This is a genomic window from Ruminococcus flavefaciens (assembly GCF_900116855.1).
Taxonomy (GTDB): Bacteria; Bacillota; Clostridia; order Oscillospirales; family Ruminococcaceae; genus Ruminococcus; species Ruminococcus flavefaciens_R.
This window is the reverse complement of the sequence record NZ_UETD01000002.1, coordinates 385,449-409,860: the sequence shown is the minus strand read 5'-3', so window position 1 is coordinate 409,860 and position 24,412 is coordinate 385,449. Positions and strand designations below refer to the sequence as shown.

Sequence of the window (24,412 nt, the reverse complement as noted above, 5' to 3'; positions counted from 1 at the left end):
AAAAGCTGAAAAAAGCCTGAAAGCAAACTAATTGCTTTCAGGCTTTTCTGTATTTCAATAAACTCAATTGTATGCTTATAGAGCGGAGCGACGAATCGTTCCACTGCTTGTAAATATCATTATAATCTATCTGCATTTCGTTCAAGGTAATTATTCACTTTATCATCTCCTTCAAAATCGCGTACACTATCGTATATATGATCTATATTCCAACACAACAGATCCTTTATGGAATCAATAGGCATAACTTCACCTTCATCACCATAGCTGAGATAATTACCTGTGGCAATTTCCATCAGTAAATACCCACATGAGCCATCAGACCCTAACACGATGTATTTATCACTGTCACCCTCCTCGATCCAATCATTATATCCCTCATTGAAATGTTTTTTGATAGTTTCAAGGCTCCATAGATTCATGTATGCTATATTGCTGTCAAATCCATTTGTCAGCTTGTATAATTCTCTGAGTTCATCAGGGAGTCTGATACCGGTTTCCTTTTCAAAGCTTATTATTTCATCAATGCTTTTTGGCGATTTAAAGAAGATACGAATATCATCAGAGTATTTTTCAGATAGTAATTTCATGATTTCAATTTCTTCCGTAAACATAATAGATTTCTCCTTGAAAATGTATTAAGAGTAATAGACAAAGTTCCCTCAGTTTTTATTATACCATACAGATCATGAAAAAACAATGCCGACTTTCAGTAAAATGCTAATAGAATGTGTGTATCACACTCAAAAAGTTCGTCGAGACTGTTTACGGTTGCGCAGGTAGAAAAGCGGTCCTTGACGTAACGCTTGAATTCAGCGGTCATCACACCTGCAAGTACCAAAGAAATAAAGTGTTTCATAAAAATACCTCCGTTCTAATTTGCTACTTCTATTGTAGCATACAGAGCAGAGGTAAGTCTAATTGAAATATTTAATAGCAGATAGAAAAAATAAATCGTCATACATCAAGCGGATCGTCTTTATATTTATCTTGAACCATTTTTACAAAATCCAGCACGAACTTTCGGCTCTCGGATTTGTGGGTATAAAGGGCACAGGGCATTTTCTCCTGACAGTCAAAAGGTATCCACACAAACTCTCCCGTATGGTCGTTGAGGAAACCCGGTGACAGGCAGATGCCACGCTCGGACGCTACATTTGTCAGCGTGGTGTTGTGGTCGGGACTGTTGAAATAGCTGATATTGCCCCCTGCGATGAGACGCTGCTGCACAGCTTTCAGTTCGGGCGGCGAGGTATTGCCCACCATAAGTGTCCGCCCCGAGAGGTCGCTTTCACGGATAATCCGCTTGCGTGATAGCATATCATTCTTCTTGCAGATAAGGTAAATGCCGCTGTCGAAAAGGTGGTGTTTTTTCACATCATGGATACGCTTCATCTGATGTTCGAGAGAGAAAGTCACGTCCATTTCTCCTGCGAAAAATCGCTCTAAGTAGCCCGAATAAATAAAGTACGGCGTGACGGAAATATCGGGATAGACCTTTGCAAACTCCATGATGATCTGCGGCAGATAATAAAGTGCAGACCGCACGGGCATACAGATATTGATATTGCCCTTGTACTTTGAGCTGAAATTCTGTCCGTTTTCGATCGCCTTGTTCAGCTCTGTCAGCACGTTTCTGATCGTCACGATAAACTGCTCGCCTGCGGGAGTGAGGGTCGCGCCCTTGCCAGAACGCGCGAATATCTCAAAGCCGATCTCGTCCTCTAAAAGGCGTATCTGGTAGGTCAGTGTGGGCTGGGAGATAAATAAATTTTCGGCTGCTCGGTTGAAATTCTGCGTGCGTGCAAGCTCGGCGGCATATGTAAGCTGCTTTGTGGTCATGGTATCACCTCGGATCAATTATAGCATAGTCATTTTGTTTTGTAAAGGTATACTGAGTAATTTAATTTTTCTATCGGTTATTAAAGTTTTCTATTAGACTTACCACTATTAATGTGATAAAATGGTATTAAAGAAATCTTTATGAGGTGATCTGTATGACGAATTTTACACTCAACGATAATACAACAATTCCCGTAACAGGCTTCGGTGTATTTATGGTACCGAACAATGGTCCGACGGAGGAAGCTGTCGGGAAAAAATGCAGACACTATTCAATGACCTGACTATCTCGTCAATCGCAGCGGCTCACGGAAAGACCTCTGCACAGATCATTCTGCGGTGGCACTTGCAGGCTGGGAATATCTCAATTCCCGGCAGCAGCAATCCCGACCACATTCAGGAAAACTGCGAGATATTCGACTTTGAGCTAAGTGCTGACGAAATGGCACAGCTCACTGCAATTGATAAAAACGAACGCTTTGCGGACTATTAAGGAGGTATTTTTATGGCTATGGTATTTGACAGAAACGAGAACAGAAAGGTTGCTGTTCTGCTTGGTGCAGGCAGCATGGGAACAGCGATCCTGCGCCGTGTGTGTGCAGGAATGACGCTGCTTTTCGGTGATATCAGCGAGAAGCGCCTTGATGAAGTAAAGCGTGAGTATCAGGGTTACGGCTATGCGGTGGAAACAATGGTGGTGGATGCCAACAGTAAAGAGAGCATCGAAGCCTTTGCCGCAAAAGCAGCTGAGCTTGGTGAGGTGAAATACTACATTCACACAGCAGGACATTCGCCCAATCAGGCAAGCCCTGAGAAGATCATCGACCTTGATCTCATCGGCTCAAAGTATGCACTCGATGCTTTCGGAAAGGTCATCGCAAAGGGCGGTGCAGGGCTGCTGATCTCCAGTCAGACAGGCTATATGTTCCCGCCGCTTTCCGCCGAGGAGGAGTATCAGATCATGACCACTCCTGCGGATAAGCTGAAAGACCTGCCCTGCCTGTCACCCGAGCGTATCACCAATTCGGGAACGGCTTACATCGTTTCAAAAAAGGCAAATCACTTGCAGGTGCAGTATTCAGCAGCTCACGAATGGGGCGAGCGAGGTGCAAGGATAAACACCATTAGCCCTGGAGTTATTGTCACACCCCTTGCCTATGACGAGTTCAATGCAAATGGTGCAGGCTATCAGCGAATGATCGACGCAACACCGATGCGCCGTGTGGGTTCGCCCGACGAGATAGGTGCGGCAGGTGCGTTCCTGCTCAGCGATGACGCAAGCTATGTGACTGGCACAGACCTGCTGGTGGACGGCGGAACGATAGCTGCGCTGAAAAACAAAAAATTTAACCTCGGCAGATGAGAATTTCACGATGAAGTCAGCTATTCTATTAGTCGCAGCAATGTTTTGCCTGACCTCTTGCAAAAAAATGACGAGCGATCAGCTATAAGTATGAACTCCGAAATTTCCACGATCGAAAGCGGTGATGATATGAAGAATTACAACTTTTCAGCACTGACAAATGTTGAGCTGATAAATGCAGACCTCGGTTCGATGAACGATGAACAGCTTTCTGTTCTGTACGCACAGGCGAGATACTGTCAGGCTATGACCGATGAGGATATTGATACAATGCGTGAGCTTGTCTCCGAGGATATGACCTATACCCACATGAGCGGTATGACACAGACCCGTGAGGAATACTTTGCAGACATCGCCGACGGCAGCCTGCGGTACTTCACGATCGGTATGGACAGCCCGAAAATCGAGGTCAGCGGCGATACCGCAAGTGTGACTTATACCTCGGTGCTGAATGCCAATGCCTACGGTGCAAGAGGAACATATCGCATGAAAGGCACGCATTATTACGAAAAGCGTGACGGTGAATGGATCGCCGTAAATTCTCCTGACCGATAAGGAGGAGTCATAATGAAAACAAGAAAACTGAAAGATATAGAAGTTTCCGCAGTCGGCATGGGCTGCATGGCGTTTTCCCACGGCTACGGCAAGATACCGTCCGAGGAGTACAGCATCGACGCGATACGGAACGCTTATCAGCACGGCTGCAATTTCTTTGACACGGCGGAGGTATACAGCCCGAATTTGTCAGGGATAGGTCACAATGAACTGATAGTAGGCAAGGCGCTGGAAGATGTGCGCGATGATGTAGTTATTGCCACAAAGCTGATGCTCCATTCTGTGGGTTTCCGTAAGAGCGTTTATGATGAAGTTCTCCGACACCTTGAAGGCTCACTTGACCGACTCAGAACCGACTATGTGGATATTTATTATCTGCACCGAATGGGCGGTGTGCCTGTGGAAAAGATCGCAGAAGCTATGGGTAGGCTAATTGATGACGGTCTGATCCGTGGCTGGGGACTTTCTCAGGTCGATGTTGATGTGATAGACGCAGCACAAAACGTCACTCCGCTGACGGCAATACAGAACATCTACTCAATGGTGGAACGTGACTGCGAGCGCCGAATTATCCCATACTGCATGGAGCATAACATCGGTTTTGTGCCGTTTTCACCCATCGCAAGCGGTTTGCTCTCGGGAAAGATAACCGCCGAAACGCAGTTTGAACGCAATGACGATGTGCGGAATTGGGTGCCGCAGTTATCTCGTCGGAATATCGAGGGCAATATGCCGATCGTGGAAATGCTGAAGGATTTTGCAAACAAGAAGAACGCCACGCCTGCACAAATCTCCCTTGCGTGGATGCTGCACAAATACCCGAATGTAGTGCCGATACCCGGCTCGAAAAACAAGGAGCGTATCATCGAAAACCTGAACGCTGCCGATGTGGAGCTTACAGACGAGGAATTCAAGGCGCTTGACAGCAAGCTGAACAAGCACAAGGTTTACGGACACCGTGGGCTTGGAGGATTTTAAAACAGTATAAAAAATAGCAGAACAAAACGGCGATTCATTATTGAACCGCCGTTTATATTATCACTAAAATCCTAAACCGTCAAGCCAGTCACGAACGGACTGCTGTGTATCGGAGCTGAACTCCTGTGCTGTTGCTCAGGGTCAAGCATTTTGATCACCTTGGCAGGAACACCGCCGACTACCGCATAATCGGGAACGTCCTTTGTGACAACTGCCCCTGCCGCAACTACAGCATATTTGCCGATGGTCACGCCCGGACAGATCGTACAGCCCATACCGAGCCAAGCATTTTTCCTGACCGTGACTTTGCCGTAGGTGTAGGTGGTGTGGCGGTCGTACATATCGTGATTGATCGTAGCAATTCTCAGTCCCGGTGCAGCCATTACGCCGTCCTCGAACTCGATACCGCCCGATGCAGAAAGGATAGCAGAGTGATTGATAAATACGCCCTTTCCGAATTTCACACGGTTTCCGAAATCACAGGTAAACGGTGTGAGTATCCTGACATCATTGAGCTTGCGCCCGAAAAGTTCCTCCAGATAGTCGATATAGGACGTATCATCGGGAAGGAATGCATTTGCCTTTGCACACAGCGTTCTCGCCCTCATCATTTCATCAACTGCTTCTTTGAAGTAAGGCTCGGTCACTTTTGTCGGACCGCCTTTATCCATAAGCTCATATACATAGCCGCTTTCGTATTCCTTATTTTGCTCCTTATCCGTGTCGATCCTCAGAATTGTTTCTTCAGAATTTCGATAAACTCATTCGTATGTTTTTTCGGATTATCAGCTTTCATAAAAGCACAGTACCGCCTGATGATGGGCTTGCCGTTCCGCAGGAGCCGCAAGGCTTTTGTAGTGGTCTGCACCGCTTCACCGCTGCCCTCTATGGGCATAAAGCCATTGCCCTGAATGACCTGCATAAGTGCATCGTCGATATATTCCGTGAAATATATCTCGCTCTGAAAGCCCAAGTCATTCGCGTAAAAGCTGCGCTCTGTTTCCTGCTGGTCGGGGGAGGAGAGAAGTATCAGAGGCGTGTTTTTCAGGTCTGATATTTCGACCTCGTCAAGCTGTGCAAGGGGAGAATTAGCCGATATTTCCACATAATATTCCCGAATATCGAGAACGATGTTCACATATTCGTCCGAGAACGCTCTGCGCTGGTCATTCAGAACAATATCGATCTCTCCGTTTCGCAGGAGGGCATAAAGTGCGTCGTGATTTCCGTGAGTGACCTCCACCGTTACATCGGGATACTGCACTGTAAACTCAGACACGGCGCTGTTAAACTCCTTGCCGCTGTAGCCCTTGAGCAGTCCGACCTTCAGAAGCTCGCCGCTATTGCCCGAAACCTTTTGCAGCTCACGGACGATGTTATCATAATCCGCCACCAGCACAAGGCTTTTCTTGTAGAAAAACTCGCCAGCGGGTGTCAATGTGAAGCTGCGCTTTTTGCGTTCAAGAAGCGTCACGCCAAGTTCTTCCTCCAGTGCCTTGATCTGCTGCGAAATTGCCGACTGGGAGATATAATGTTCCTCTGCGGCGGCGGTGAAGCTGCCGAGCCGCACCACCGACTGAAAATAGCGTATCTGTTTCAGCATGATCTCACCTCAATAGGTCGAGGCGCTTGCAAGTGCAAAGCGCCATTCGCCGTTTTTCTTCACAAGCTGAAACCGAAGCTGTAACTGCCATGTGTGCTTTCCGCCGCCGAACACCGCCGCAGTAACACGGCTTCTGCCTACCAGCACAGCGGAGTCACCTTTGATTTCCGCCTGCATATCTTCATGTTCGGCAGAATAATAATTAAGCGTTCCGTTCATGATCGCATTTATATATTCCTGCTTGCTCTGCCGCATACCCGTCATGTGAACAAGCACAAAGCTGTCATCGTGGACACGTTCAAGCTCTGCCTTGTCCTTGTTCACCATTGCGGAGTACATCTCATTGTAGAGCTGAATGATCTGTTTCTTGTCGGTCATACGTTTTTTTTCGCCCATGCTGCGACTTTGCTCTCACTCTCGGCGGCTTCTGCACCGTGAACCGAAAGCCCAGCCTTGACAGTTGCACCCTTGCAGAGAGCTTTCAGATCACGCTCGCTGGAACCCATACCACTGCCCTCATTGGTACAGAAGGGAATGATAGTCTTGCCTGTCAGGTCGTACTTTTCAAGCAGCGTGAACATACACATGGGCATCGTTCCCCACCAGTTGGGATAGCCCACAAAGATAGTGTCGTAGTCCTCAAAATTGTCGGGATATTCCTTGATCTCGGGGCGTGCCTTGCTGCGAAGCTCCTGTTTTGCCTCCTCGATGCAGGTCATGTAGCTCTCGGAGTAGGGTTTTACCGTATCGACCTCAAAGAGCTCGCCGCCCACTGCGTTCTGAATGAATTCGGCAACCCGCTCGGTATTGCCCTTTGTGATAGTTTTAAGACCGCCGTTCCAGTAGTTTTCGCCCTTGCGGGAATAGTAAACCATAAGTATATTAGCCATAGTGATTACCTCCATGATTGATTTGGTAATTATAGTTTAACATAGTTTTTTAGATAAATCAATCTGGAATTCAGCTAATAAAGATAAGTTATTCTTATCAATATAAAAATCTCTGAACGAGACGCTATTTGGTTTGTCTCGTAGATGATGCCCTATATGTTCAGGTCATAGGGAGTTAGCAGGTATTTATGACCTAAAAACGCTGAATTCCGAACTTGCAAAGCAGTGGCATCCTATAAAAAATGGAGGTTTGCTTCCAAATATGATACTTCTCGGATCAGAAAAAGTCCGGTGGATATGTCAAAATGGATATGAATGGGAAGCATATGTAAATAGCAGAGCAATGGGGGGAGGCTGTCCAAAAATGTCGTAAAGCACCCGCAAATGATCAAAAGGCGAAGTCAGTAATACATATTCATTAGATGTAACAATCATTGCTGAATATTCAAGTGCAATGGAAGCTGAAAGACAAACAGGAATAAAATCAATACATAAGGTATGCAGAGGTGAAGGAGAGACTATAGGAGGATTTATATGGAAATATAAGACCGATAATGATGATAAAAATAGAATAATGTCATTTCTATGATGAACCGTAAAGTCAAAGCCGCAGGTCTCCCTGCGGCTTGTTTTTTGGGGCATATATATATGTATAAAGCTTTTCGACTTATTACACGGCTGCTGACAGTTTTAAGTCTCATCAGCCGCCATAGTCGCATCCGTAAGCTGACAGTAGGTATAAAAACCCTCCTTATAATAGTTGAATTTACCGACAACGGTAATCTCTGTACCAATGGCAGGATAATCATCAGGATATGAATAGTCTCCATCGAGAACGAATTCTATACCTTGGGAACAGCAAGCAGTGGCGTCACTGATAATAACTGCAAAAAATTCTCTGCCGTCTGATTCCTGAAAATATGAAAACGGACCTTTAGCCTTTACTGTTTTACCAAGATAGTTGTCGCCGTTATTGACCATATCATATACCTGTGCGTATACCATACCTGCACTTAGGCTGATAGTTATGCAGGTCAACGCCGCTGTCAAGAAGATAGGATATATCCACATTGTCCGCGTGATCACCGAGTATCTCTCTTACCCAGTCATATTTCGGAAAAATAGTGCAAACTACACTGAAGGGCTCAGAGCTTGCTTTATTAGCAGCTTGTGTGGTCACTTCTGTCTTGCTGCTTGAAGAACTGCCCGATGAGCAGTCTGTCATTCCGATTGCAGCCATAGCGAATGTTAAGGCATAAATGCCGATTTTTTTCTTAAACATAAAGATAGAACCTCCGAATTGAATAATTAGATCGAAATTGTTCGTAATATATCAGGTGGGATATCAGAACAAGAGTTTATAATATATGGTCAGAAAAATTCAATTCAGAAGTTCTACTTTAAGCGAAATAAGAGTTGTATGTTCAGAGTGAGGTTTTATAATGATACTGCACAAAGCGGCAGCACTTGCCCTCTCAGGTGCTATGCTTATAGTGTCGCCGCATATTTCGCCTCAAGTTATTACATCAGATGCAGCTGCAAACAAAGCCCGCGTTTCTGTTCATGATCCCTCTGTTATCAAGGACGGGAATTCTTCTTACATCTTCGGTTCGCATATTGATGCTGCAAAAAGCAATGACCTTCAGAACTGGACACGCTTTTCAAACGGCTATGCCAGAACGAATAATGTGGAGTTCGGCAAACTTTCGGAAAATCTGAAAAAGGCGTTTGCATGAAGCGGTGAAGACTTGGAGGACTGTGCAGGCGGATTTGCTGTATGGGCGCCTGATGTGATCTGGAACCCTGATTTTCGTAACGCTGACGGTACAACAGGTGCATATGTCATGTATTTCTGTACCTCATCGACTTATATAAGATCAGTCATATGCTTTACCACATCCAAGAACATACAGGGACCCTATACATTTGGTGATACACTCATATATTCCGGATTTACAAAGAATGACCAGTATGTATCAAGCGCCACAAAGAATGTAAACAAGAAGTACACAACAACAAATGTTGACGACCTTATCGAAAAGGGTGAGGTAACAATGAATAACAGCTGGTTCAGCGGAAATAATTTCAACAACCAGCTTTTCCCCAACGCCATCGATCCTACGATCTACTATGGTACGGACGGAAAGATGTACATGACCTATGGTTCGTGGTCGGGAGGTATTTTTACCCTTGAGATCAATCCGCAAACAGGCCGTGTTATCCACCCGAAGACCGGAACTACATCGGACGGCAGAATGGTGGACAGCTATTTTGGTACCAAGATAGCAGGAGGCTACGGAAAGTCAGGCGAGGGTCCCTTTATTGAATATAATCCCGATACAGACTACTATTACCTCTGGACGACCTACGGAGGACTTGCTTGGGATGGCGGATACAATATGCGTGTATCACGCTCAAAGAGCCCGTTGGGTCCGTTTACAGATGCGGCGGGAAGGAAAGCTGTTCTTGACCCTGCTACAAATCTTGACAGCGTTGGTGTCAAGGTAATGGGCAATTACAAGTTCAGCACGCTGGACGCGGCATATTTTGCTCCCGGTCACAACTCAGTCCTCAGAGATGACGATGGCCGCTGGTATCTTATATACCATACACGTTTCCAGAACAATAATATGCATCAGGTAAGGGTACACGAAATGTTCTTCAGCGAGGACGGCTGGCCTGTTGCCACACCATTTGAATACGTCGGAGATCACATCTCCGACGGCGGCTACGAAGAAGCCGATATTGCAGGCGATTATGAGTATATCAATCACGGAAACGGTACAAATGCAAATCTTATAAACTATCAGAATATCAAGCTCAACGCAGACCATACCATTTCTGGCGCAGTTTCGGGTAAGTGGGAGCAGGCTGCGGACAGTGCTGCTGCAACGCTCACTATCGGTAATCAGCGTTACAGCGGATACTTCATAGCTGCCGAGAATGAAAAAGGCACCAAGGTAATGTCATTTACGGCAGTTGGCAGCAATAATCAAAGCATATGGGGCGCTCAGAACAAGAAATACACAGGCAGTGAAAGAGCTTCTCTTTCTGATTATACCAATCCGGAGGCGGAACTGGTAATGGCTCCCGAAACAGTCGGCGAAAAGAGCAAGTCAGTGAAGCTCAGCGGTACCGATCTTATCAGCGGTGCAACATATTATATAACCAACAAAAACAGCGGCCTTTCACTTGATCTGCCCGAGGGAGCACTTGACGCAGGTAGAAATATCCAGCAGTGGGACTTCAACAAGAGCTGGGCACAGCAGTGGAGACTTGTTTCTGTGGATGACAGCTATTTCCGCATCGTTTCTATCGGTGATGAGAGCAAATGTGTTGCAGTTTCGGAGAATTCCGCAAAGGACGGTATCAATGTGGAATTACAGACATATACAGGCGCTGATAATCAGCTTTTCAGACTTGTTAAAAGCGGCAGCTATTACGGAATCGTTTCCAAGTGCTCGGCAGGCAAGGGGGCTCTTGACGTATTTGAGTGGTCCACTGAGAACGGCGGCAATGTAAATCAGTACGCATATAACGAATATGATTGCCAGCTCTGGAAGATCGAGGCAGTATGTCCAACAGTTCCAAGCGGTGCATACACCATAAAGAATCTCAACAGCGGAAGATACATTGCTGACAATAAAGGAAGTGCAGTACAGAGCGATGCACAGAACTGGAACATTACCAAGCAGAATGACGGCACATACACCATTCAGACTGCTGATAGCAAGGCTCTTACAGTTGAGAATAACTCTGCTGAGGACGGTGCTGACATAAAGCTTGCTGAATTCAGGGGCGACAGCTCTCAGAAATTCATCATTCAGTGCAGTAAGGACGGCACATATTCTCTGCTCACAGTTTCATCTGGCGGTACAAGGTGTGCGGACGTTTATGAGATAAGCCTTGATGACGGTGTGAACATCTGCCAGTGGGAGTACTGGGGCGGTGACGGACAGCACTTTGTTCTGGAGGCTGTATCCGAGGCGGAGAATGATACTACTGATGTATGTCTGCCTGTGGGGCTGGCTGTGAGCAGGAATACAAATCCGTTTGCGGGCAATATCACAAAGCAGAATGAGCATTACAATTACGGTGGAGACCCTGCTGCCTTTGTTGAGGGTGACACGGTCTATGCATATACAGGACATGATGTCTCTACTAACGCGGAAGTGGACAGAGCGATCTATAATATACCCGAGTACCTCTGTTATTCTACTAAAGACCTCATCAATTGGAATTATGAGGGCGTAGTGATGAAGATGTCGGATGTTTCATGGGGAGACCCCAAAAGTGCATGGGCAGGACAGGTAACGAAGCACAATGGCAGATACTATCTTTACTTTTGCTCTTGGGACAGAACGTCCGAAGGAAAACAGTCAATAGGAGTCGCAGTTTCCGATTCTCCGAAAGGACCGTTCAGGGACATCGGATATCCACTTGTAAGGGGAACGCATACTAATGATCAGTCCAGCAATTGGGATGATATTGATCCTACAGTATGGATCGAGAATGATAAGAATGGTGTGGAACATCAATATCTTGCATGGGGCAACAGCAGATACTATATCTGTGAGCTTAATGATGATATGATAAGTATCCAGGACCTTAACGGAGACGGTAAGATAACATTCGGCGGCGAAGGTACGAACGGAGATGTTTTCTACCGTGGCAGAGGACTGAATATGTATACCGAAGCTCCGTGGCTGTACAGACGTCAGCATGAGGACGGAAGCTATTACGGCGACTATTACCTTATCTATGCTTATCGCTGGCGCGAAAACGCCAAGGTCTACAATTCCATGATCGAAAAGCGTGAAGCTGAGATAGCTGAGCTGACAAAGAAAATAGAGGGATGCAGGAAGTTCGACGAATTCAGCAAGAAGCGCCGTGACGAGCTGATGTCCACAGCAGAGCTGATTGACAAGGTGCTACTGGAGCCGTACATCTCGGATGCGAATATGCGCCTGCTCGTTCGGAAGATAAACGTCCACGAAAACGAGGACGGCAGCCTTGATGTAAACCTTGAATTCAACGGTGACTTCAAGGATACAAGCACTGGGTGCTTTGAGATTAACGATTAAAGCAGAAAAAGCCGCAGGGAGACCTGCGGCTATCAATTTATTAATCATCTTTTTTATTAATTTCATTAAGATAACCACCGGTTATAATACCTGATGGAAGTGCAATAATAGCAATGCCAAATACCGAAGAAATCATTGTGACGATTCTTCCTATCGTTGAAACTGGGTAAATATCGCCATAGCCTACCGTTGTTAGAGAAACAGTTGCCCAGTATATAGCATCAAAAAATGTTTCAAACGAATCGGGTTCGACATTAAAAATCACAAGAGCAGAAACTACAATGTATGCAATCGCCATTGTTGCAACTGCTGATAGAGCGTGTTTTTCTTTTTTGAACACATTAATGATAATAAGGAGGCTCTTGGAATATCTTAACATTTTTGCGGCTCTAAGCACTCTTAACGTGCGTAATAAACGCAGAACTTTAAGAACACGAAATCCACTGCTTAAAAAAGAGAAAGATGAGAGTATAACAAGCAAATCAATAGCTGCCATAGGCGTGAATGGATAAACAATGGCAGCAGCAGGATGCTTTAGCCCTGTCTTAAAATCAGCGGTTATCAGTCTGAGTAGATAGTCAATAATAAAAACAAAAGTTGAAACATATTCAATTATCAGAAAAACAGTATTTGTTGTTTTAAAGGCTAATGGAACGAGGCTGACTATGATAACGATCATCATAAAGCTGTCATAACCGTGACTCAGGGAATTGTCCTCGGTACTTACGTCGATTATCTTAAAAAGCTTTTCTCTCATATTATCACCCTATTAAAAAAGCCCGAATAATCGGACTTTTTGAATGGTGCGGGTGACAGGACTTGAACCTGCACACCTTACGGCATCAGAACCTAAATCTGACGTGTCTGCCAATTTCACCACACCCGCATATTAAATTTTTACTGTCGATTTGGACTGCCGACAGGAGCAGTATTATAAAACCAATGACGTAGCGCGAACGAAATCTGGTGCGTATGCCAATTTCGCCATACCCGCATATTTACTTTATATATCTGATTTTCTGTGTAGCAAGAGTTTTATCCCTATAGTTATAGTATTCTAAAACATCATCACCATTGATAACTGATTGTCCCCAAGTTGTTGTATTAATGTCATACGCGCTGTATTTTATTTTCTTATCGATCTCCTTGTACATTGCCCAAAAAAGTTCATACATTCTGTCATACATTTTATTGCTGCAAACTACACCGAATTCAATGGTATCCATCTGATCTGTGGGATCGCGGAATAAGTCAAAAACAAGACAGTTACTTGTGTGATCTCCATAGACCCATATATCTCCCTGACCGGAAGGAGTGTTCAAAAAGGTCTTTTCTACTTCTCCGACATCTACAGTAACATCAAGAAGCTCCATGATATCGGGGAGAAGCGTTTTAGATTCAGCGTAATCATAGCCATATAAAATAATATCGAAAGGACCGCATACTCTGAATGTACAAGATTGCTTTTTACCAAACATAGAATACTCCAATGACATGGAAAGGAAAAACGATGTAGGTGTGTGACATTACTTGTGAACAACACAATATTAATTATACAGTTTTGTAAGGAATTTGTCAAGGGGAAAATATATCACTTGTTGAGAGCATTGCGGAAATGTTCCGCAAAGGCGCTAATGGACATATATCGCTGCTCTCTTTCGTGGGACACAGCTCTGAGGACCACTTTGTAAGCCGCGTCGGAAAGCTCCCATTTGTCGCGGGAGCAGGGGACGAATGCACATTTTTCGTATCTTTTGGCTATATCTGTGTCGGAGAAGCTTCCGAAGATATCGAATATAATAGCTCCGAGAGTAAAAACGTTAGTGGCCTCATCTATAACAGCTCCCTTTATGTACTCCTCGGGAGCCTTCAGGCGTTTAGTGCCCCAGTAGTCCTCACCGACAGAATTAACCACAGGTGCCTTGCGGAATAAGTCGATATCGCAGATGGTGAGCTTATCACGGTCAAAATCGTAGATAAGACTGCCGTCATAGAAGTCGCAGGCAACGTATCCCTTGGCGGCAGTATTCTCGAGGAATGAGATAATATCCGATACTGCATTCAGACGCTTATCTATGGGAAGCTTTTTGAATCGCTGATATGGAGGAGTTATATTCTCGGCTGAATATTTATCAAAGTTCCAGTGATCGAACAGTCCCTCACCGTCAGCCCAGTCGAAAACCGCAGCATACAGCTCACCATGCCGGAAGCTGTCCCTGAGAGATATGAGGGACGGGTGAGCAAGATCGCGATATATCTGCACCGCATTTTTCAGCGCTGTCACAGACTCAGCAGGCGAGACCTCACCCTCTATGGTATCGGCACCTGCGATCTTGAAGAAGAATCTGCCGTCGTTTTTTTCAACTCCGAAGCAGATACATCCCGAGCCTGTTTCATCGACAACTGAAAAGACCCTGCCGTAATTACTGAGCCACGACAGATCATGTGCGGTCCTTAGTCTGTAGCTTATACCGTTAATGCTCTGAATTATCATTTGACCTCCGAAAAACAAAAAGAGGAGCATAACGTTCCTCTTTTGTGATAGTATCTTATTCGTTATTTGCGCCGTTGAGCGCTTCCTCAGCCGCTTTAGCAGCCTCTGCGAGTGATGAAGCTCCTTGAGCAGCTTCGTTTACAGCCTGCTGTACGGGAGCAGCTTCTGCAGGAGCTTCCTGAACAGGAGCAGGTGCGGGAGCGACAGGCTGTGCAGGAGCAGGAGCTGCTGCCTGAGCAGGTGCCTTTGCATCCTTGCTGTCCTTTGCAGCGTTCTCCTCGTTTGCCAGCTTTTCAGCTGCTTCCTTCTCTGAACGGTCGCCCTTTGACTCTATGTAGAGATCGTCGTCAGCGATACTGCCGACAAATCTGAGCTGCTTTACAGGTATTCTCTTGAGGGGAGAATAGATGAATGCCTTACATGAATAATTCTGTTCAACAAGACCTCTTTTTTCACAGAGGACTCTGTTTCCGTCCTTAGTCCTTTTACCGAATGAACAGTAATCGCACTTAGGATCGATCTTTTTATCGAAATATTTAGCTCCGCCCTGGAAAAATGAGAATAAACCCATTAATAATCACCTCAAAAATAAATCTAAAATAAGTATATCACAAATAAATTCTTTTGTCCAGTGATTTTTGAAAAATTATATATTTATTTGAAAAATAAGGTGCCGCATTGTCTGATTTGCACAAAGGATACTACTGCTTACTGGTTATATAAACCGTAATATTAATTATACAAGCTTTACAGCTGTACAACTTAGTGGATACTAACAAATTGAGATTGACAATGTTATAACAATGTGTTAGAATGTATACAGCGGAACTGGGGATTTATTCTTTGTTTGGCTGTGAAAAAATATTGTTTTCGGGCAGCAGGGTGTATACTCTGTTATCGGATGGCAGTTGATCCATATGAGTATCATATAGCAGACTATCTCCGCCCGTACTATGGGCGGAGTTTTTTGTTGACTGCCGCTTTTCTGCCTTCAAAGGAGGAGAAATGGAAAATAAACGTATCGCGGTAGCTGCTATCGTAATCGATGAGCAGTCTGCAGCTGTAGAGGTGAACAATGTTCTTCACGATTACAGCGACATCATCATCGGACGTATGGGAATACCGTACAAAGAGCGCGGAATATCGCTGATATCCGTTGCTCTTGACGCAGAGCCTGATGTTATCAGCAGTCTCACAGGCAGGCTCGGGCAGATACAGGGAGTATCTGTAAAGGCTGCAATATCCAAAAAGTAATAGGTTTAAATTTCAAACAGGAGGAATAATTATGTACGATATGAAGTCCCTCAAGGCTGAGGAGTTTATAAACGATGAAGAAATAAAGGCTACTCTGGAGTATGCAGAGCAGAACAAGCATAACCGCGCTCTCATCGAGCAGATACTGGAAAAGGCAAGACCCAGAAAGACAGGCAGAGGTGTTGAATGTGCTGGTCTTTCACACCGTGAGGCAAGTGTGCTTCTCGCCTGTGATATCCCCGAGATGACAGAGAAGATGTACGACCTTGCACGTGAGATAAAGGAAGCCTTCTACGGCAACAGAATAGTTATGTTTGCTCCTCTTTACCTCTCCAATTACTGCGTTAATCAGTGTGTATACTGTCCCTATCATATGCAGAACAAGGAGATTCCCCGAAAGAAGCTTACTCAGGATGAGATTCGTCAGGAGGTCATTGCTCTTCAGGATATGGGTCACAAGCGTCTTGCCATCGAGTCGGGCGAGGACCCTGTAAACAATCCTATCGAGTACATTCTCGAATGTATCAATACTATCTACTCCATCAAACACAAGAACGGAGCTATCCGCCGTGTTAATGTAAACATTGCGGCTACAACTGTTGAGAACTACAAGAAGCTCCATGATGCCGGCATCGGTACATATATCCTTTTTCAGGAGACCTACCACAAGGAGAGCTATGAGAGGCTCCACCCTGCAGGACCCAAGCACAACTATGCTTACCATACCGAAGCTATGGACCGCGCTATGGAGGGCGGTATCGACGATGTTGGTCTGGGCGTTCTCTTCGGACTTGATATGTACAAGTATGAGTTCGCTGGACTTCTCATGCACGCTGAGCACCTCGAAGCAGTTCACGGTGTAGGTCCCCACACCATAAGCGTTCCACGAGTAAAGAGAGCTTCCGATATCGACCCCACTGTTTTCGACAACGGAATCGATGACGATACCTTTGCAAAGATAATCGCTTGTATCAGAATAGCAGTTCCTTACACCGGCATGATCATTTCTACCCGTGAGAATGAGTCATGTCGTGAAAAGGTGCTTGAGCTTGGCGTATCACAGATCTCAGGCGGTTCGAGAACATCTGTCGGCGGCTATGCAGGATATACTCCCGAGGAGAGACCTCACGATACAGAGCAGTTTGACGTTTCCGACCAGCGTTCTCTCGATGAGGTAGTAAAATGGCTCATGGACATGGGACATATCCCGTCATTCTGCACAGCCTGCTACCGCGAGGGCAGAACAGGCGACCGCTTCATGGCTCTTTGTAAGGTGGGGCAGATACAGAACTGCTGTCACCCCAATGCGCTAATGACCCTTCAGGAGTACCTTACCGATTATGCTTCGCCCGAGACGAAGGCGGTAGGCGAGGCTCTCATCGCAAAGGAGATACTCAACGTTCCCGACGAGAAGCGCAGACAGCGTGCTATGGATTATCTTGACGAAATAAAGAACGGCGGCAAGCGTGATTTCAGATTCTGATCAAATCAATATTGCCCGTAAAACTGCTGTACAAATCCAACGGTTAAGCATGGCTTTTTGATATTTGACAAATCAGGTTCAATGTGTTACAATAATCAGTGAAGCAATATACATATAACAGGAGGACAATAAAATGGCAGAAATGTTAGCTGTATTAGCTGCGGCAATTCCGCAGACAGGAGATACTTTCCCCAAGGGATTACTCATCGGTATCATTATCGGAGCTTTGCTCCTTGCTGTAGGAACAGCTGTCTTTGCCAAGAAAAAGAGCAAGGACGATGATGACGACGACGAGGAATAATGTCATAGTCTGATAGCTGCGGCGGCTGCAATAGCGGCTGCCGCGGTTTTTTTAGCTGTGCAGGATGATGAACAGCTTTTCATGAACGTGGAGCTGTTGTGATAGTCAGCAATACATTATAATTAAGAACGGAGTGATCGGTATGAAAAACAGACCATTTGCAGCCTTGCTCGCAGCATTCGTGCTTACATCAGCTGTGCCTTTTACAGCATTTGCGGACGACGGTGAAACTATTGTAGAAACAACGGAAGAAACTACTGAAACGCCGATAAAATCCGACTGGGACTATGATATCGGCGATGAAATAATCAAGGACGGACTGAAGTTCTCTGTTTATCAGCTTGGTCCCACAAGGCTGGAAGTGAAGTCCTGCCTTACTGATGACAGGGAAATAGAGGTGCCCGAGGTCGTGGACAATCTCATAGTTGACAGGATAGGAAAATATGCCTTTAAAGAGAGGAAGGAACTCTACTCCGTAAAGCTTCCAGAGTCTATAAGGACCATCGGTACTTATGCGTTTTTTAAGTGTGAAAATCTTCATGAGTTCAATTTCCCTAACTGCCTTGAACAGATAGACGCCCTTGCTTTCAGCAACTGCTATGACCTGTGGCCCATAAAATTAAACAGAGGCCTTGAAAAAATGGAAATAGCAGTATTTCAGGCATGCACAGGTGCAAAGAGCCTTTCTATCCCCGGCAGAATGGAGGTTTTCACAGACCACACCTGTCAGTTCATGAGCAGTCTTTACACACTCAGACTCTGCACGGGCGTAAAGATCGTAGAGAAGGATGCTGCGCTTAACAATATGTATCAGAAGCGCGTTATAATCCCACCAACTGTGACCGATATAGCACCGTACAGTATAGGCTATACATATTTTGAAGGAGATTATGATCAGCCCTTGGATATCGAGATATTCGGAGTCAAGGGAACTGCGGCTGAGCAGTATGCGAAGAATCATGGCTTTGATTTTGTGGAATTCGACTTTAAGTACGGAGATATGAACAATGACGGCAAAGTGGACGCAAACGATGCTTCGCTGATACTTGCGGACTACGCAAACAGCTCCGTTAAAGATAATGTTTCCGCATTTTCACACTCTGAGGCACTCAAAGCAGATCTGAACGATGATTTTGTTGTGGATGCCATCGACGCTTCACTTGTTCTTTCCTATTATGCGTTTATCTCAAGCGGCAAGAATTACACTCCCGAGGAGTTCTTTTTCCAGCGCTGATATACATATATAATGTATGAGGGGGCGATGACTTGCAGGTGTGCTTCGATGAGATATGCAGGAAAGAAGTCATAGATATGATATCGGGAGAGCGACTCGGCTTCATAGACGATGTGGAGCTGGATATTTCCGGCGGGAGGATAACCTCTCTCATCATATTCGGCAGCAGCAGACTTTTCGGTCTTCTTGGCAGGGACGATGATACGATACTGAGCTGCGATGAGATACGGGTAGTAGGGGAGGATATCATCCTTGTGGAGCGCTCTGCAAAGCCTCATGAGCTGAAATCGACAAAAAAGCGCAGAAACTCACTTTCAAGTTTGTTGAAATAGATATTGCGAAAAAGCTTGAAAAATATCGCGGAAAATGATATAATATTAAGGCAATTCGCACGCTTGTACTTTCGGCGGTTGGTGCACAGATGTCTGTGTTGCTGCTGAGCTAAGTCGGGCGGAGGATTAATAATAACCAATTTTAAGGAGGACTACACCATGGGAGTAGTATCAATGAAGCAGCTTCTTGAGGCAGGCGTTCATTTCGGACACCAGACAAGAAGATGGAACCCGAAAATGGCACCCTACATTTTCACAGAGAGAAACGGCATCTACATCATCGACCTTCAGAAGACCGTAAAGAAGCTTGAGGAAGCTTATATGTTCGTTCGCGACATCGCTTCACAGGGCGGCGAGGTTCTTTTCGTAGGTACAAAGAAGCAGGCCGGCGATTCCGTTAAGGAAGAGGCTACAAGAGCAGGTGCTCATTATGTAAATGCAAGATGGCTGGGCGGTATGCTCACCAACTTCAAGACGATCCAGACAAGAATCAAGAGACTTGAGCAGCTCCACGCTATGGAAGAGGACGGCACATTCGCACTCCTCCCCAAGAAGGAAGTTGTTAAGCTCAACCTTGAAATAGAGAAGCTCGAGAAGTTCCTCGGCGGTATCAAGACAATGAAGAAGCTCCCCGCAGCACTCTTCATCGTAGACCCCCGCAAGGAAAAGATCGCTGTAGCTGAGGCTAAGAAGCTCAACATCCCGATCGTTGCTATCGTTGATACAAACTGCGATCCTGATGAAGTTGACTACGTTATCCCCGGTAACGACGACGCTATCAGAGCTGTAAAGCTTATCGCAGGCACGATCGCTAACGCTGTTATCGAAGGCAGACAGGGCGATGACACAGCTGCTGCTGAGGAAGCTCAGGAGGCTCCCGCAGAGGAAGCTGCTGCTGAAACAGCTGAGGCTGACGCTGAATAATCATAGAATACAATCAAAAACCCGAACTAACCCTTCGGGTTTTTGCGGATTTAATATTAAAATAACAGGAGGTAATTACAATGGGAAAGGTTTCCGTTGCTGAAATTAAAGAACTCATGAAGTCCACAGGCGTTGGTATGATGGACTGTAAGAAGGCTCTCGAAGAGAACGATGGCGATATGGACAAGGCTATCGAGTTCCTCAGAGAAAAAGGACTTGCTACACAGGCTAAGAAGAGCGGCAGAGCTGCTGCTGAGGGCGTTGTAACTGCTGTTGTAAAAGGCGAGGTAGGCGTTCTCCTCGAAGTAAACACAGAGACTGACTTCGCTGCTAACACAGACGATATCAGAAACTTCGTTGCTAATGTAGCTAACACTATCATTGAGAAGAATCCTGCTGACGTTGAAGCTCTCAAGGAGATGCAGATCAGCGGCGGCAGCAATACAGTAGGCGAGGTCCTCACAGAGCTCGCAGGCATGAAGATCCGTGAGAACATCGTTATCCGTCGTTTCGTAAGACTCGAGGGCAAGCTTGCTTCTTACATCCACAATGGCGGCAGCATCGGCGTTCTCGTAAAGATGGACACAGACCTTGCTGCTGATCAGGTAGCTTCTATCGGTAAGGACGTAGCTATGCAGTCTGCTGCTCTTAACGCTGCATACCTCTGCCGTGAGCAGGTTCCTGCTGAGGTACTTGAGAAGGAGAAGGAGATCATGATGGCACAGATGGCTGAGGATCCCAAGATGGCTTCCAAGCCCGAGCAGGTTCGTGCGAAGATCGTTGAGGGTAAGATAGGCAAGTACTACAGTGAGAACTGCCTCCTCGAGCAGGCTTTCGTTAAGGACGACAAGATGAGTGTTCAGGGTTATGTTGATGCTGAGGCTAAGAAGCTCGGTGGTTCTATCAAGGTCGTTGACGTTGTTCGTTACGAGCGCGGCGAAGGCGTTGAGAAGAAGGAAGACAACCTTGCTGACGAGATCGCTAAGATGATCAAGTGATCAATGGTATATACAGCGGCGGCGTTTTTGCGCTGCCGCTTTTTTATTAAGGTGATTTATTATGAGTATAGCATATAAATTGGTAGCATTAATCGTAGGAATAGGTTTGCTGGTTATCGGTATAAATGAGACGAGGATATACCTAAGCGGTGAATCAATGGACCTCAGCACTGCAACAATGGAGGACTTTTCTGAGAAAAACGTAGTTGAAGGCGACATTGCCTGTGTTGATACTCAATTTGCTGTAATTGAGGAAAAGAGCAAAGCTCTGGGTTTTATAACAACAAGCACGAAACAGACATACTATTATATGGTTGAGAGCCTTACATCAGACCAGATCAATAAGTATCTCGAGACAGGTGACTATCCAAATGGCGCTTTTGTTTATGTTGTATCTGTAAGTTCGGAGGAACTGAGAAAGCAATTCGATGAGAATATCGATGGCTGGAACGACTTTTTTGACGAAGAAACAGAGACTATTCCTGAGCCTGTTCACTTTGAAGGCAGACTCTGGGAGCAGCCGACTGATGATGACTATAAAAACTTCAGAAGCGACGCCTTAAAGGATATGGGCATTGAGGACTGGGAGCTTGCCGAGCTCAAGGCCATGGACTCAAGACCCGACAAAACCTCCTTTGTACTGATCATAATTGGAGTCGTGGGATTGTTATACGGAGCCGGAGGAATAATCATTCCTATAATGAAAAAGAAAAAAATGGCGTCGGGACCACGGTATTGATCAGAAAAACACTGTTTTCGCAGTTAGGTACAGAAGTGCTTCTTCTGAGCGAAATCACCTGATTGAAAAACTAATTGGACAAATTTTCCACATTATAGTGCCTGTATTATTGTGAGATGTTACAATAATACAGGCTTTTTTTCGTATGGATTTCCCTTGCAGTTATTGTCAAAATATGATATAATAGTTTTAATTGGATAATATATTCAGAATGATGAGGTACAAATATGAATGCAAATATAAGCAGACTTGCCGAATCCGTCAGCAGAGTCATCGTCGGAAAGCAGGATACTATCGTGAAGCTCATCGCAGCTCTGTTGTGTGAGGGTCACGTTCTTCTAGAGGATGTCCCCGGTGTAGGCAAAACCCAGCTCATAACCGCTCTTTCTCGTTCTATCGGCGGAAAATTCAACAGAATACAGCTTACTCCCGACATCATGCCCTCTGACATCGCAGGCTTTACAATGCTTGATTCTGCTAAGGGCGAGTTTGTTTACCGCGACGGTGCTGTAATGTGTAATTTTCTCCTTGCAGATGAGATAAATCGTGCCTCGCCGAAGGTCCAGTCAGCGCTGCTGGAGGCTATGGAGGAACGCCAGATAAGTCTTGACGGCGTTACACATAAACTTCCCAGACCATTTCTTGTAATGGCTACGCAGAACCCTGTTGAGACCTATGGTACCTTCCATCTGCCAGAGGCTCAGATGGACAGATTCTTTATGAAGCTTTCTATGGGGTATCCCACTGTTCAGGAGGAGATCATGATCCTTGGCAGAACAGAAAGATATAACCCTATCGCTAATATATCAGAACCCGTTATGAATGTTAATGACGTCGCTGCAATGCAGGAGGAGGTCAAGCGCATAATGGTAACTGACGATGTCAAGGCTTATATCGTAAACCTTGTGGCATCGACCCGTCAGGACAGAAATGTCGTTCTCGGCATAAGTCCCCGTGGAAGCATTGCACTTTTCAAGGCTTCAAGAGCCTTCGCGTACATTTATGACAGACAGTATGTTACTCCCGACGATGTTAAGCACGTTGCTGTTTCTGTACTGGCTCACAGGATAATCCTTTCGCCGCAGGGCAAGACTGCATTCGGCACAGGCGAGGCTTATATCGAAAACCTCCTGAGGACCTGTCAGGTCCCTGCAATGATCAGATGATCAAGCATATCAAAAGCATAGTAAGCGTTATTGCTGTCGCATTTCTTGTCTACATCTTCACTTTTTATATTGACGGCGAAATGGGCATAATACTGCTGGCGTTTGTCCTGTTTGCCCCTCTTGTTTCGCTGGGATTCCTGCTCTATGCAAGAAAAAGAGTGAAGGTCAGCTTCAACTGCGATGCGTATGTGCCCAAGGGAGGAAAGCTTCCCGTTAAGGTCACTGTGACAAAGACGGGAATATTCCCGCTTGCTATCGTGGAGATAGTTCCCTATGCATCCGAGATATTCGGGCAGGATATAAAAAAGCGAAAGCTTACCATGTTTAATGAGACCAGAAGGACCTTCACCATTGAGCTTGATGCTCTTATCGGCGGAAACGGTGAAGTTGGCATAAAAGAGATGTATTCATGCGGATTTATGGGCTTTTTCAAGCTACCGCTGAGAACTCCGCTCCCGCAGCCGATCTCTATCGGCGTTATACCGCCTGTCCCCGAGATAAAGGCTTCATCACAGCTTTTTCGCTCTATTGCGGATGTGGTGCTGACCAGTGATGAAGAGGAGGAGAATGATACGGCTATGCTGTTCTCGGCAAATACCTCACCGGGATATGAACACCGCGAGTATGAGCTGGGCGATCCCCTGAAGCGTATCAACTGGAAGCTTTCATCGAAAAAGGGCAAGATGATGGTGCGTCTTGATGAGGCGGTTGCCTCTGTACAGCCTGTTGTAGTGCTTGACCTTTACCGTCACAGCGTTTTCCCTGTTGAAAATGTGGTGATCGGCGAGGAAAAGCTCATAAGGTCTGTTTTCGGGCTCCTTTCACTTCTTGTAAAGCAGGGGATAGCCTGCAATTTCATCTATCGCACAAGCTCGGGAGAGACTGTCAGTGAGTGTGTGGATAATCCCGATTATCCGGATCAGCTATTGCTGAAAGTTCTTGCTGCCAAGGTGATCCCCGACAAACGAGTTGATCTGTCACACGTCGGAGGTTCAGTTTGTGCCTGCGTCATAGCGACTACGGATGCTGCCGGAGATTTCGGTGTCATCACACGTCATGTGGACAGCCCCGATAATATCAGCATTATCGGTCTGTCACCCACAACTCCCAATGGTACTTCATTGCCAATGTGGTATCTTGATGAGGAAAATAACTTCAAATCGGTATAAATA

The 24,412-nt window shown here is 45.6% G+C and carries 30 protein-coding genes and 1 tRNA gene; 18 read left to right on the top strand and 13 right to left on the bottom strand.

What is annotated here, in order from left to right; genetic code table 11:
* Positions 1 to 119: 119 nt before the first annotated feature.
* Both DSZ37_RS01990 and DSZ37_RS01985 read right to left on the bottom strand, forming a co-directional pair.
* Complete coding sequence (locus tag DSZ37_RS01990; RefSeq protein WP_109725282.1) at positions 120 to 614, bottom strand: SMI1/KNR4 family protein; 495 nt, start codon at positions 612 to 614, stop codon at positions 120 to 122.
* Between the two features lie 343 nt (positions 615 to 957).
* On the bottom strand, positions 958 to 1,842 hold the full coding sequence (locus DSZ37_RS01985) for a LysR family transcriptional regulator (RefSeq protein WP_109725281.1): 885 nt from the start codon (positions 1,840 to 1,842) through the stop codon (positions 958 to 960).
* Positions 1,843 to 1,997: 155 nt separating this feature from the next.
* Between DSZ37_RS01985 and DSZ37_RS18090 the strand changes: the two genes are divergently transcribed.
* The 5 genes from DSZ37_RS18090 (at position 1,998) to DSZ37_RS01965 (ending at position 4,738) form a co-directional block, all read left to right on the top strand.
* Complete coding sequence (locus tag DSZ37_RS18090; RefSeq protein WP_278297857.1) at positions 1,998 to 2,126, top strand: hypothetical protein; 129 nt, start codon at positions 1,998 to 2,000, stop codon at positions 2,124 to 2,126.
* The gene (locus DSZ37_RS01980) at positions 2,102 to 2,335 is read left to right on the top strand and encodes an aldo/keto reductase (protein WP_109725280.1); all 234 of its coding nucleotides are present in this window, start codon (positions 2,102 to 2,104) and stop codon (positions 2,333 to 2,335) included. The genes DSZ37_RS18090 and DSZ37_RS01980 overlap by 25 nt, the downstream gene beginning before the upstream one ends.
* A gap of 12 nt (positions 2,336 to 2,347) precedes the next feature.
* Entirely contained in the window at positions 2,348 to 3,205 is an 858-nt protein-coding gene (locus DSZ37_RS01975; RefSeq protein WP_207655902.1) for an SDR family oxidoreductase, read from the top strand.
* 90 nt (positions 3,206 to 3,295) lie between these two features.
* Entirely contained in the window at positions 3,296 to 3,760 is a 465-nt protein-coding gene (locus DSZ37_RS01970) for a nuclear transport factor 2 family protein (RefSeq protein WP_109725279.1), read from the top strand.
* Between the two features lie 12 nt (positions 3,761 to 3,772).
* Complete coding sequence (locus tag DSZ37_RS01965) at positions 3,773 to 4,738, top strand: aldo/keto reductase (protein ID WP_109725278.1); 966 nt, start codon at positions 3,773 to 3,775, stop codon at positions 4,736 to 4,738.
* A 71-nt stretch (positions 4,739 to 4,809) separates the two neighbouring features.
* On the opposite strand, the gene DSZ37_RS01960 is transcribed toward DSZ37_RS01965, so the two are convergent.
* From DSZ37_RS01960 to DSZ37_RS01945, 4 genes are read right to left on the bottom strand one after another with little or no spacing between them, the layout of a single operon-like run.
* Positions 4,810 to 5,409 (bottom strand): maltose acetyltransferase, encoded by a 600-nt coding sequence (locus tag DSZ37_RS01960; RefSeq protein ID WP_109725277.1) that lies wholly within the window; start codon positions 5,407 to 5,409, stop codon positions 4,810 to 4,812.
* Between the two features lie 59 nt (positions 5,410 to 5,468).
* A complete protein-coding gene (locus DSZ37_RS01955) occupies positions 5,469 to 6,341 on the bottom strand; it encodes a LysR family transcriptional regulator (RefSeq protein ID WP_109725276.1) in 873 nt (290 codons plus the stop codon).
* A gap of 9 nt (positions 6,342 to 6,350) precedes the next feature.
* Positions 6,351 to 6,737 (bottom strand): nuclear transport factor 2 family protein, encoded by a 387-nt coding sequence (locus DSZ37_RS01950; protein ID WP_109725275.1) that lies wholly within the window; start codon positions 6,735 to 6,737, stop codon positions 6,351 to 6,353.
* Positions 6,716 to 7,231 (bottom strand): flavodoxin, encoded by a 516-nt coding sequence (locus DSZ37_RS01945; protein ID WP_109725274.1) that lies wholly within the window; start codon positions 7,229 to 7,231, stop codon positions 6,716 to 6,718. Before DSZ37_RS01945 ends, DSZ37_RS01950 begins: the two co-directional genes overlap by 22 nt.
* A gap of 154 nt (positions 7,232 to 7,385) precedes the next feature.
* Here DSZ37_RS01945 and DSZ37_RS18190 point away from each other — a divergent pair, with 154 nt between their 5' ends.
* The gene (locus tag DSZ37_RS18190) at positions 7,386 to 7,604 is read left to right on the top strand and encodes a zinc-ribbon domain-containing protein (RefSeq protein ID WP_109725273.1); all 219 of its coding nucleotides are present in this window, start codon (positions 7,386 to 7,388) and stop codon (positions 7,602 to 7,604) included.
* 317 nt (positions 7,605 to 7,921) lie between these two features.
* Here DSZ37_RS18190 and DSZ37_RS01935 read toward each other — a convergent pair whose 3' ends face one another.
* Positions 7,922 to 8,236: a hypothetical protein gene (locus DSZ37_RS01935; protein ID WP_146198143.1), complete on the bottom strand. Its 315-nt coding sequence runs from the start codon at positions 8,234 to 8,236 to the stop codon at positions 7,922 to 7,924.
* Positions 8,214 to 8,513 carry a metal ABC transporter solute-binding protein, Zn/Mn family gene (locus tag DSZ37_RS01930; RefSeq protein WP_109725271.1) on the bottom strand — a complete coding sequence of 100 codons (300 nt, stop codon included), beginning with the start codon at positions 8,511 to 8,513 and terminating at the stop codon, positions 8,214 to 8,216. The genes DSZ37_RS01935 and DSZ37_RS01930 overlap by 23 nt, the downstream gene beginning before the upstream one ends.
* A gap of 160 nt (positions 8,514 to 8,673) precedes the next feature.
* Here DSZ37_RS01930 and DSZ37_RS17550 point away from each other — a divergent pair, with 160 nt between their 5' ends.
* Together DSZ37_RS17550 and DSZ37_RS17905 are read left to right on the top strand one after the other, a co-directional pair.
* Entirely contained in the window at positions 8,674 to 8,967 is a 294-nt protein-coding gene (locus tag DSZ37_RS17550) for a hypothetical protein (protein WP_181380207.1), read from the top strand.
* Positions 8,968 to 8,979: 12 nt separating this feature from the next.
* Positions 8,980 to 12,315, top strand: a complete 3,336-nt coding sequence (locus DSZ37_RS17905; protein WP_242978539.1) for a family 43 glycosylhydrolase — start codon at positions 8,980 to 8,982, stop codon at positions 12,313 to 12,315.
* Positions 12,316 to 12,355: 40 nt separating this feature from the next.
* Here DSZ37_RS17905 and DSZ37_RS01920 read toward each other — a convergent pair whose 3' ends face one another.
* The 5 genes from DSZ37_RS01920 to DSZ37_RS01900 all read right to left on the bottom strand — a co-directional run bounded on the left by DSZ37_RS01920 (position 12,356) and on the right by DSZ37_RS01900 (position 15,380).
* On the bottom strand, positions 12,356 to 13,072 hold the full coding sequence (locus DSZ37_RS01920; protein ID WP_109725270.1) for a potassium channel family protein: 717 nt from the start codon (positions 13,070 to 13,072) through the stop codon (positions 12,356 to 12,358).
* A gap of 44 nt (positions 13,073 to 13,116) precedes the next feature.
* Positions 13,117 to 13,201 (bottom strand) — tRNA-Leu (locus tag DSZ37_RS01915).
* 112 nt (positions 13,202 to 13,313) lie between these two features.
* On the bottom strand, positions 13,314 to 13,793 hold the full coding sequence (locus DSZ37_RS01910; RefSeq protein WP_109725269.1) for a hypothetical protein: 480 nt from the start codon (positions 13,791 to 13,793) through the stop codon (positions 13,314 to 13,316).
* Positions 13,794 to 13,906: 113 nt separating this feature from the next.
* Positions 13,907 to 14,809 carry a hypothetical protein gene (locus DSZ37_RS01905; RefSeq protein WP_109725268.1) on the bottom strand — a complete coding sequence of 301 codons (903 nt, stop codon included), beginning with the start codon at positions 14,807 to 14,809 and terminating at the stop codon, positions 13,907 to 13,909.
* 55 nt (positions 14,810 to 14,864) lie between these two features.
* Positions 14,865 to 15,380 (bottom strand): hypothetical protein, encoded by a 516-nt coding sequence (locus tag DSZ37_RS01900; protein WP_242978538.1) that lies wholly within the window; start codon positions 15,378 to 15,380, stop codon positions 14,865 to 14,867.
* 434 nt (positions 15,381 to 15,814) lie between these two features.
* Between DSZ37_RS01900 and DSZ37_RS01895 the strand changes: the two genes are divergently transcribed.
* From DSZ37_RS01895 to DSZ37_RS01850, 10 genes are all read left to right on the top strand, one after another.
* The gene (locus tag DSZ37_RS01895; protein ID WP_028520294.1) at positions 15,815 to 16,063 is read left to right on the top strand and encodes a TM1266 family iron-only hydrogenase system putative regulator; all 249 of its coding nucleotides are present in this window, start codon (positions 15,815 to 15,817) and stop codon (positions 16,061 to 16,063) included.
* A 31-nt stretch (positions 16,064 to 16,094) separates the two neighbouring features.
* A complete protein-coding gene (gene hydG / locus DSZ37_RS01890; protein WP_109725267.1) occupies positions 16,095 to 17,546 on the top strand; it encodes a [FeFe] hydrogenase H-cluster radical SAM maturase HydG in 1,452 nt (483 codons plus the stop codon).
* Between the two features lie 133 nt (positions 17,547 to 17,679).
* A complete protein-coding gene (locus DSZ37_RS01885) occupies positions 17,680 to 17,847 on the top strand; it encodes an LPXTG cell wall anchor domain-containing protein (protein WP_109725266.1) in 168 nt (55 codons plus the stop codon).
* 142 nt (positions 17,848 to 17,989) lie between these two features.
* A complete protein-coding gene (locus DSZ37_RS01880) occupies positions 17,990 to 19,081 on the top strand; it encodes a leucine-rich repeat protein (RefSeq protein WP_109725265.1) in 1,092 nt (363 codons plus the stop codon).
* A 38-nt stretch (positions 19,082 to 19,119) separates the two neighbouring features.
* Positions 19,120 to 19,413: a YlmC/YmxH family sporulation protein gene (locus DSZ37_RS01875; protein WP_242978548.1), complete on the top strand. Its 294-nt coding sequence runs from the start codon at positions 19,120 to 19,122 to the stop codon at positions 19,411 to 19,413.
* 159 nt (positions 19,414 to 19,572) lie between these two features.
* Positions 19,573 to 20,337, top strand: coding sequence for a 30S ribosomal protein S2 (gene rpsB, locus DSZ37_RS01870; RefSeq protein WP_028520297.1), 765 nt, complete (start codon positions 19,573 to 19,575; stop codon positions 20,335 to 20,337).
* Between the two features lie 80 nt (positions 20,338 to 20,417).
* Positions 20,418 to 21,335: a translation elongation factor Ts gene (gene tsf / locus DSZ37_RS01865; RefSeq protein WP_109725263.1), complete on the top strand. Its 918-nt coding sequence runs from the start codon at positions 20,418 to 20,420 to the stop codon at positions 21,333 to 21,335.
* Positions 21,336 to 21,396: 61 nt separating this feature from the next.
* The gene (locus DSZ37_RS01860; protein ID WP_146198142.1) at positions 21,397 to 22,074 is read left to right on the top strand and encodes a hypothetical protein; all 678 of its coding nucleotides are present in this window, start codon (positions 21,397 to 21,399) and stop codon (positions 22,072 to 22,074) included.
* 227 nt (positions 22,075 to 22,301) lie between these two features.
* Positions 22,302 to 23,240 (top strand): AAA family ATPase, encoded by a 939-nt coding sequence (locus tag DSZ37_RS01855; protein ID WP_109725261.1) that lies wholly within the window; start codon positions 22,302 to 22,304, stop codon positions 23,238 to 23,240.
* The gene (locus DSZ37_RS01850) at positions 23,237 to 24,409 is read left to right on the top strand and encodes a DUF58 domain-containing protein (RefSeq protein WP_109725260.1); all 1,173 of its coding nucleotides are present in this window, start codon (positions 23,237 to 23,239) and stop codon (positions 24,407 to 24,409) included. Before DSZ37_RS01855 ends, DSZ37_RS01850 begins: the two co-directional genes overlap by 4 nt.
* Positions 24,410 to 24,412 lie beyond the last annotated feature (3 nt).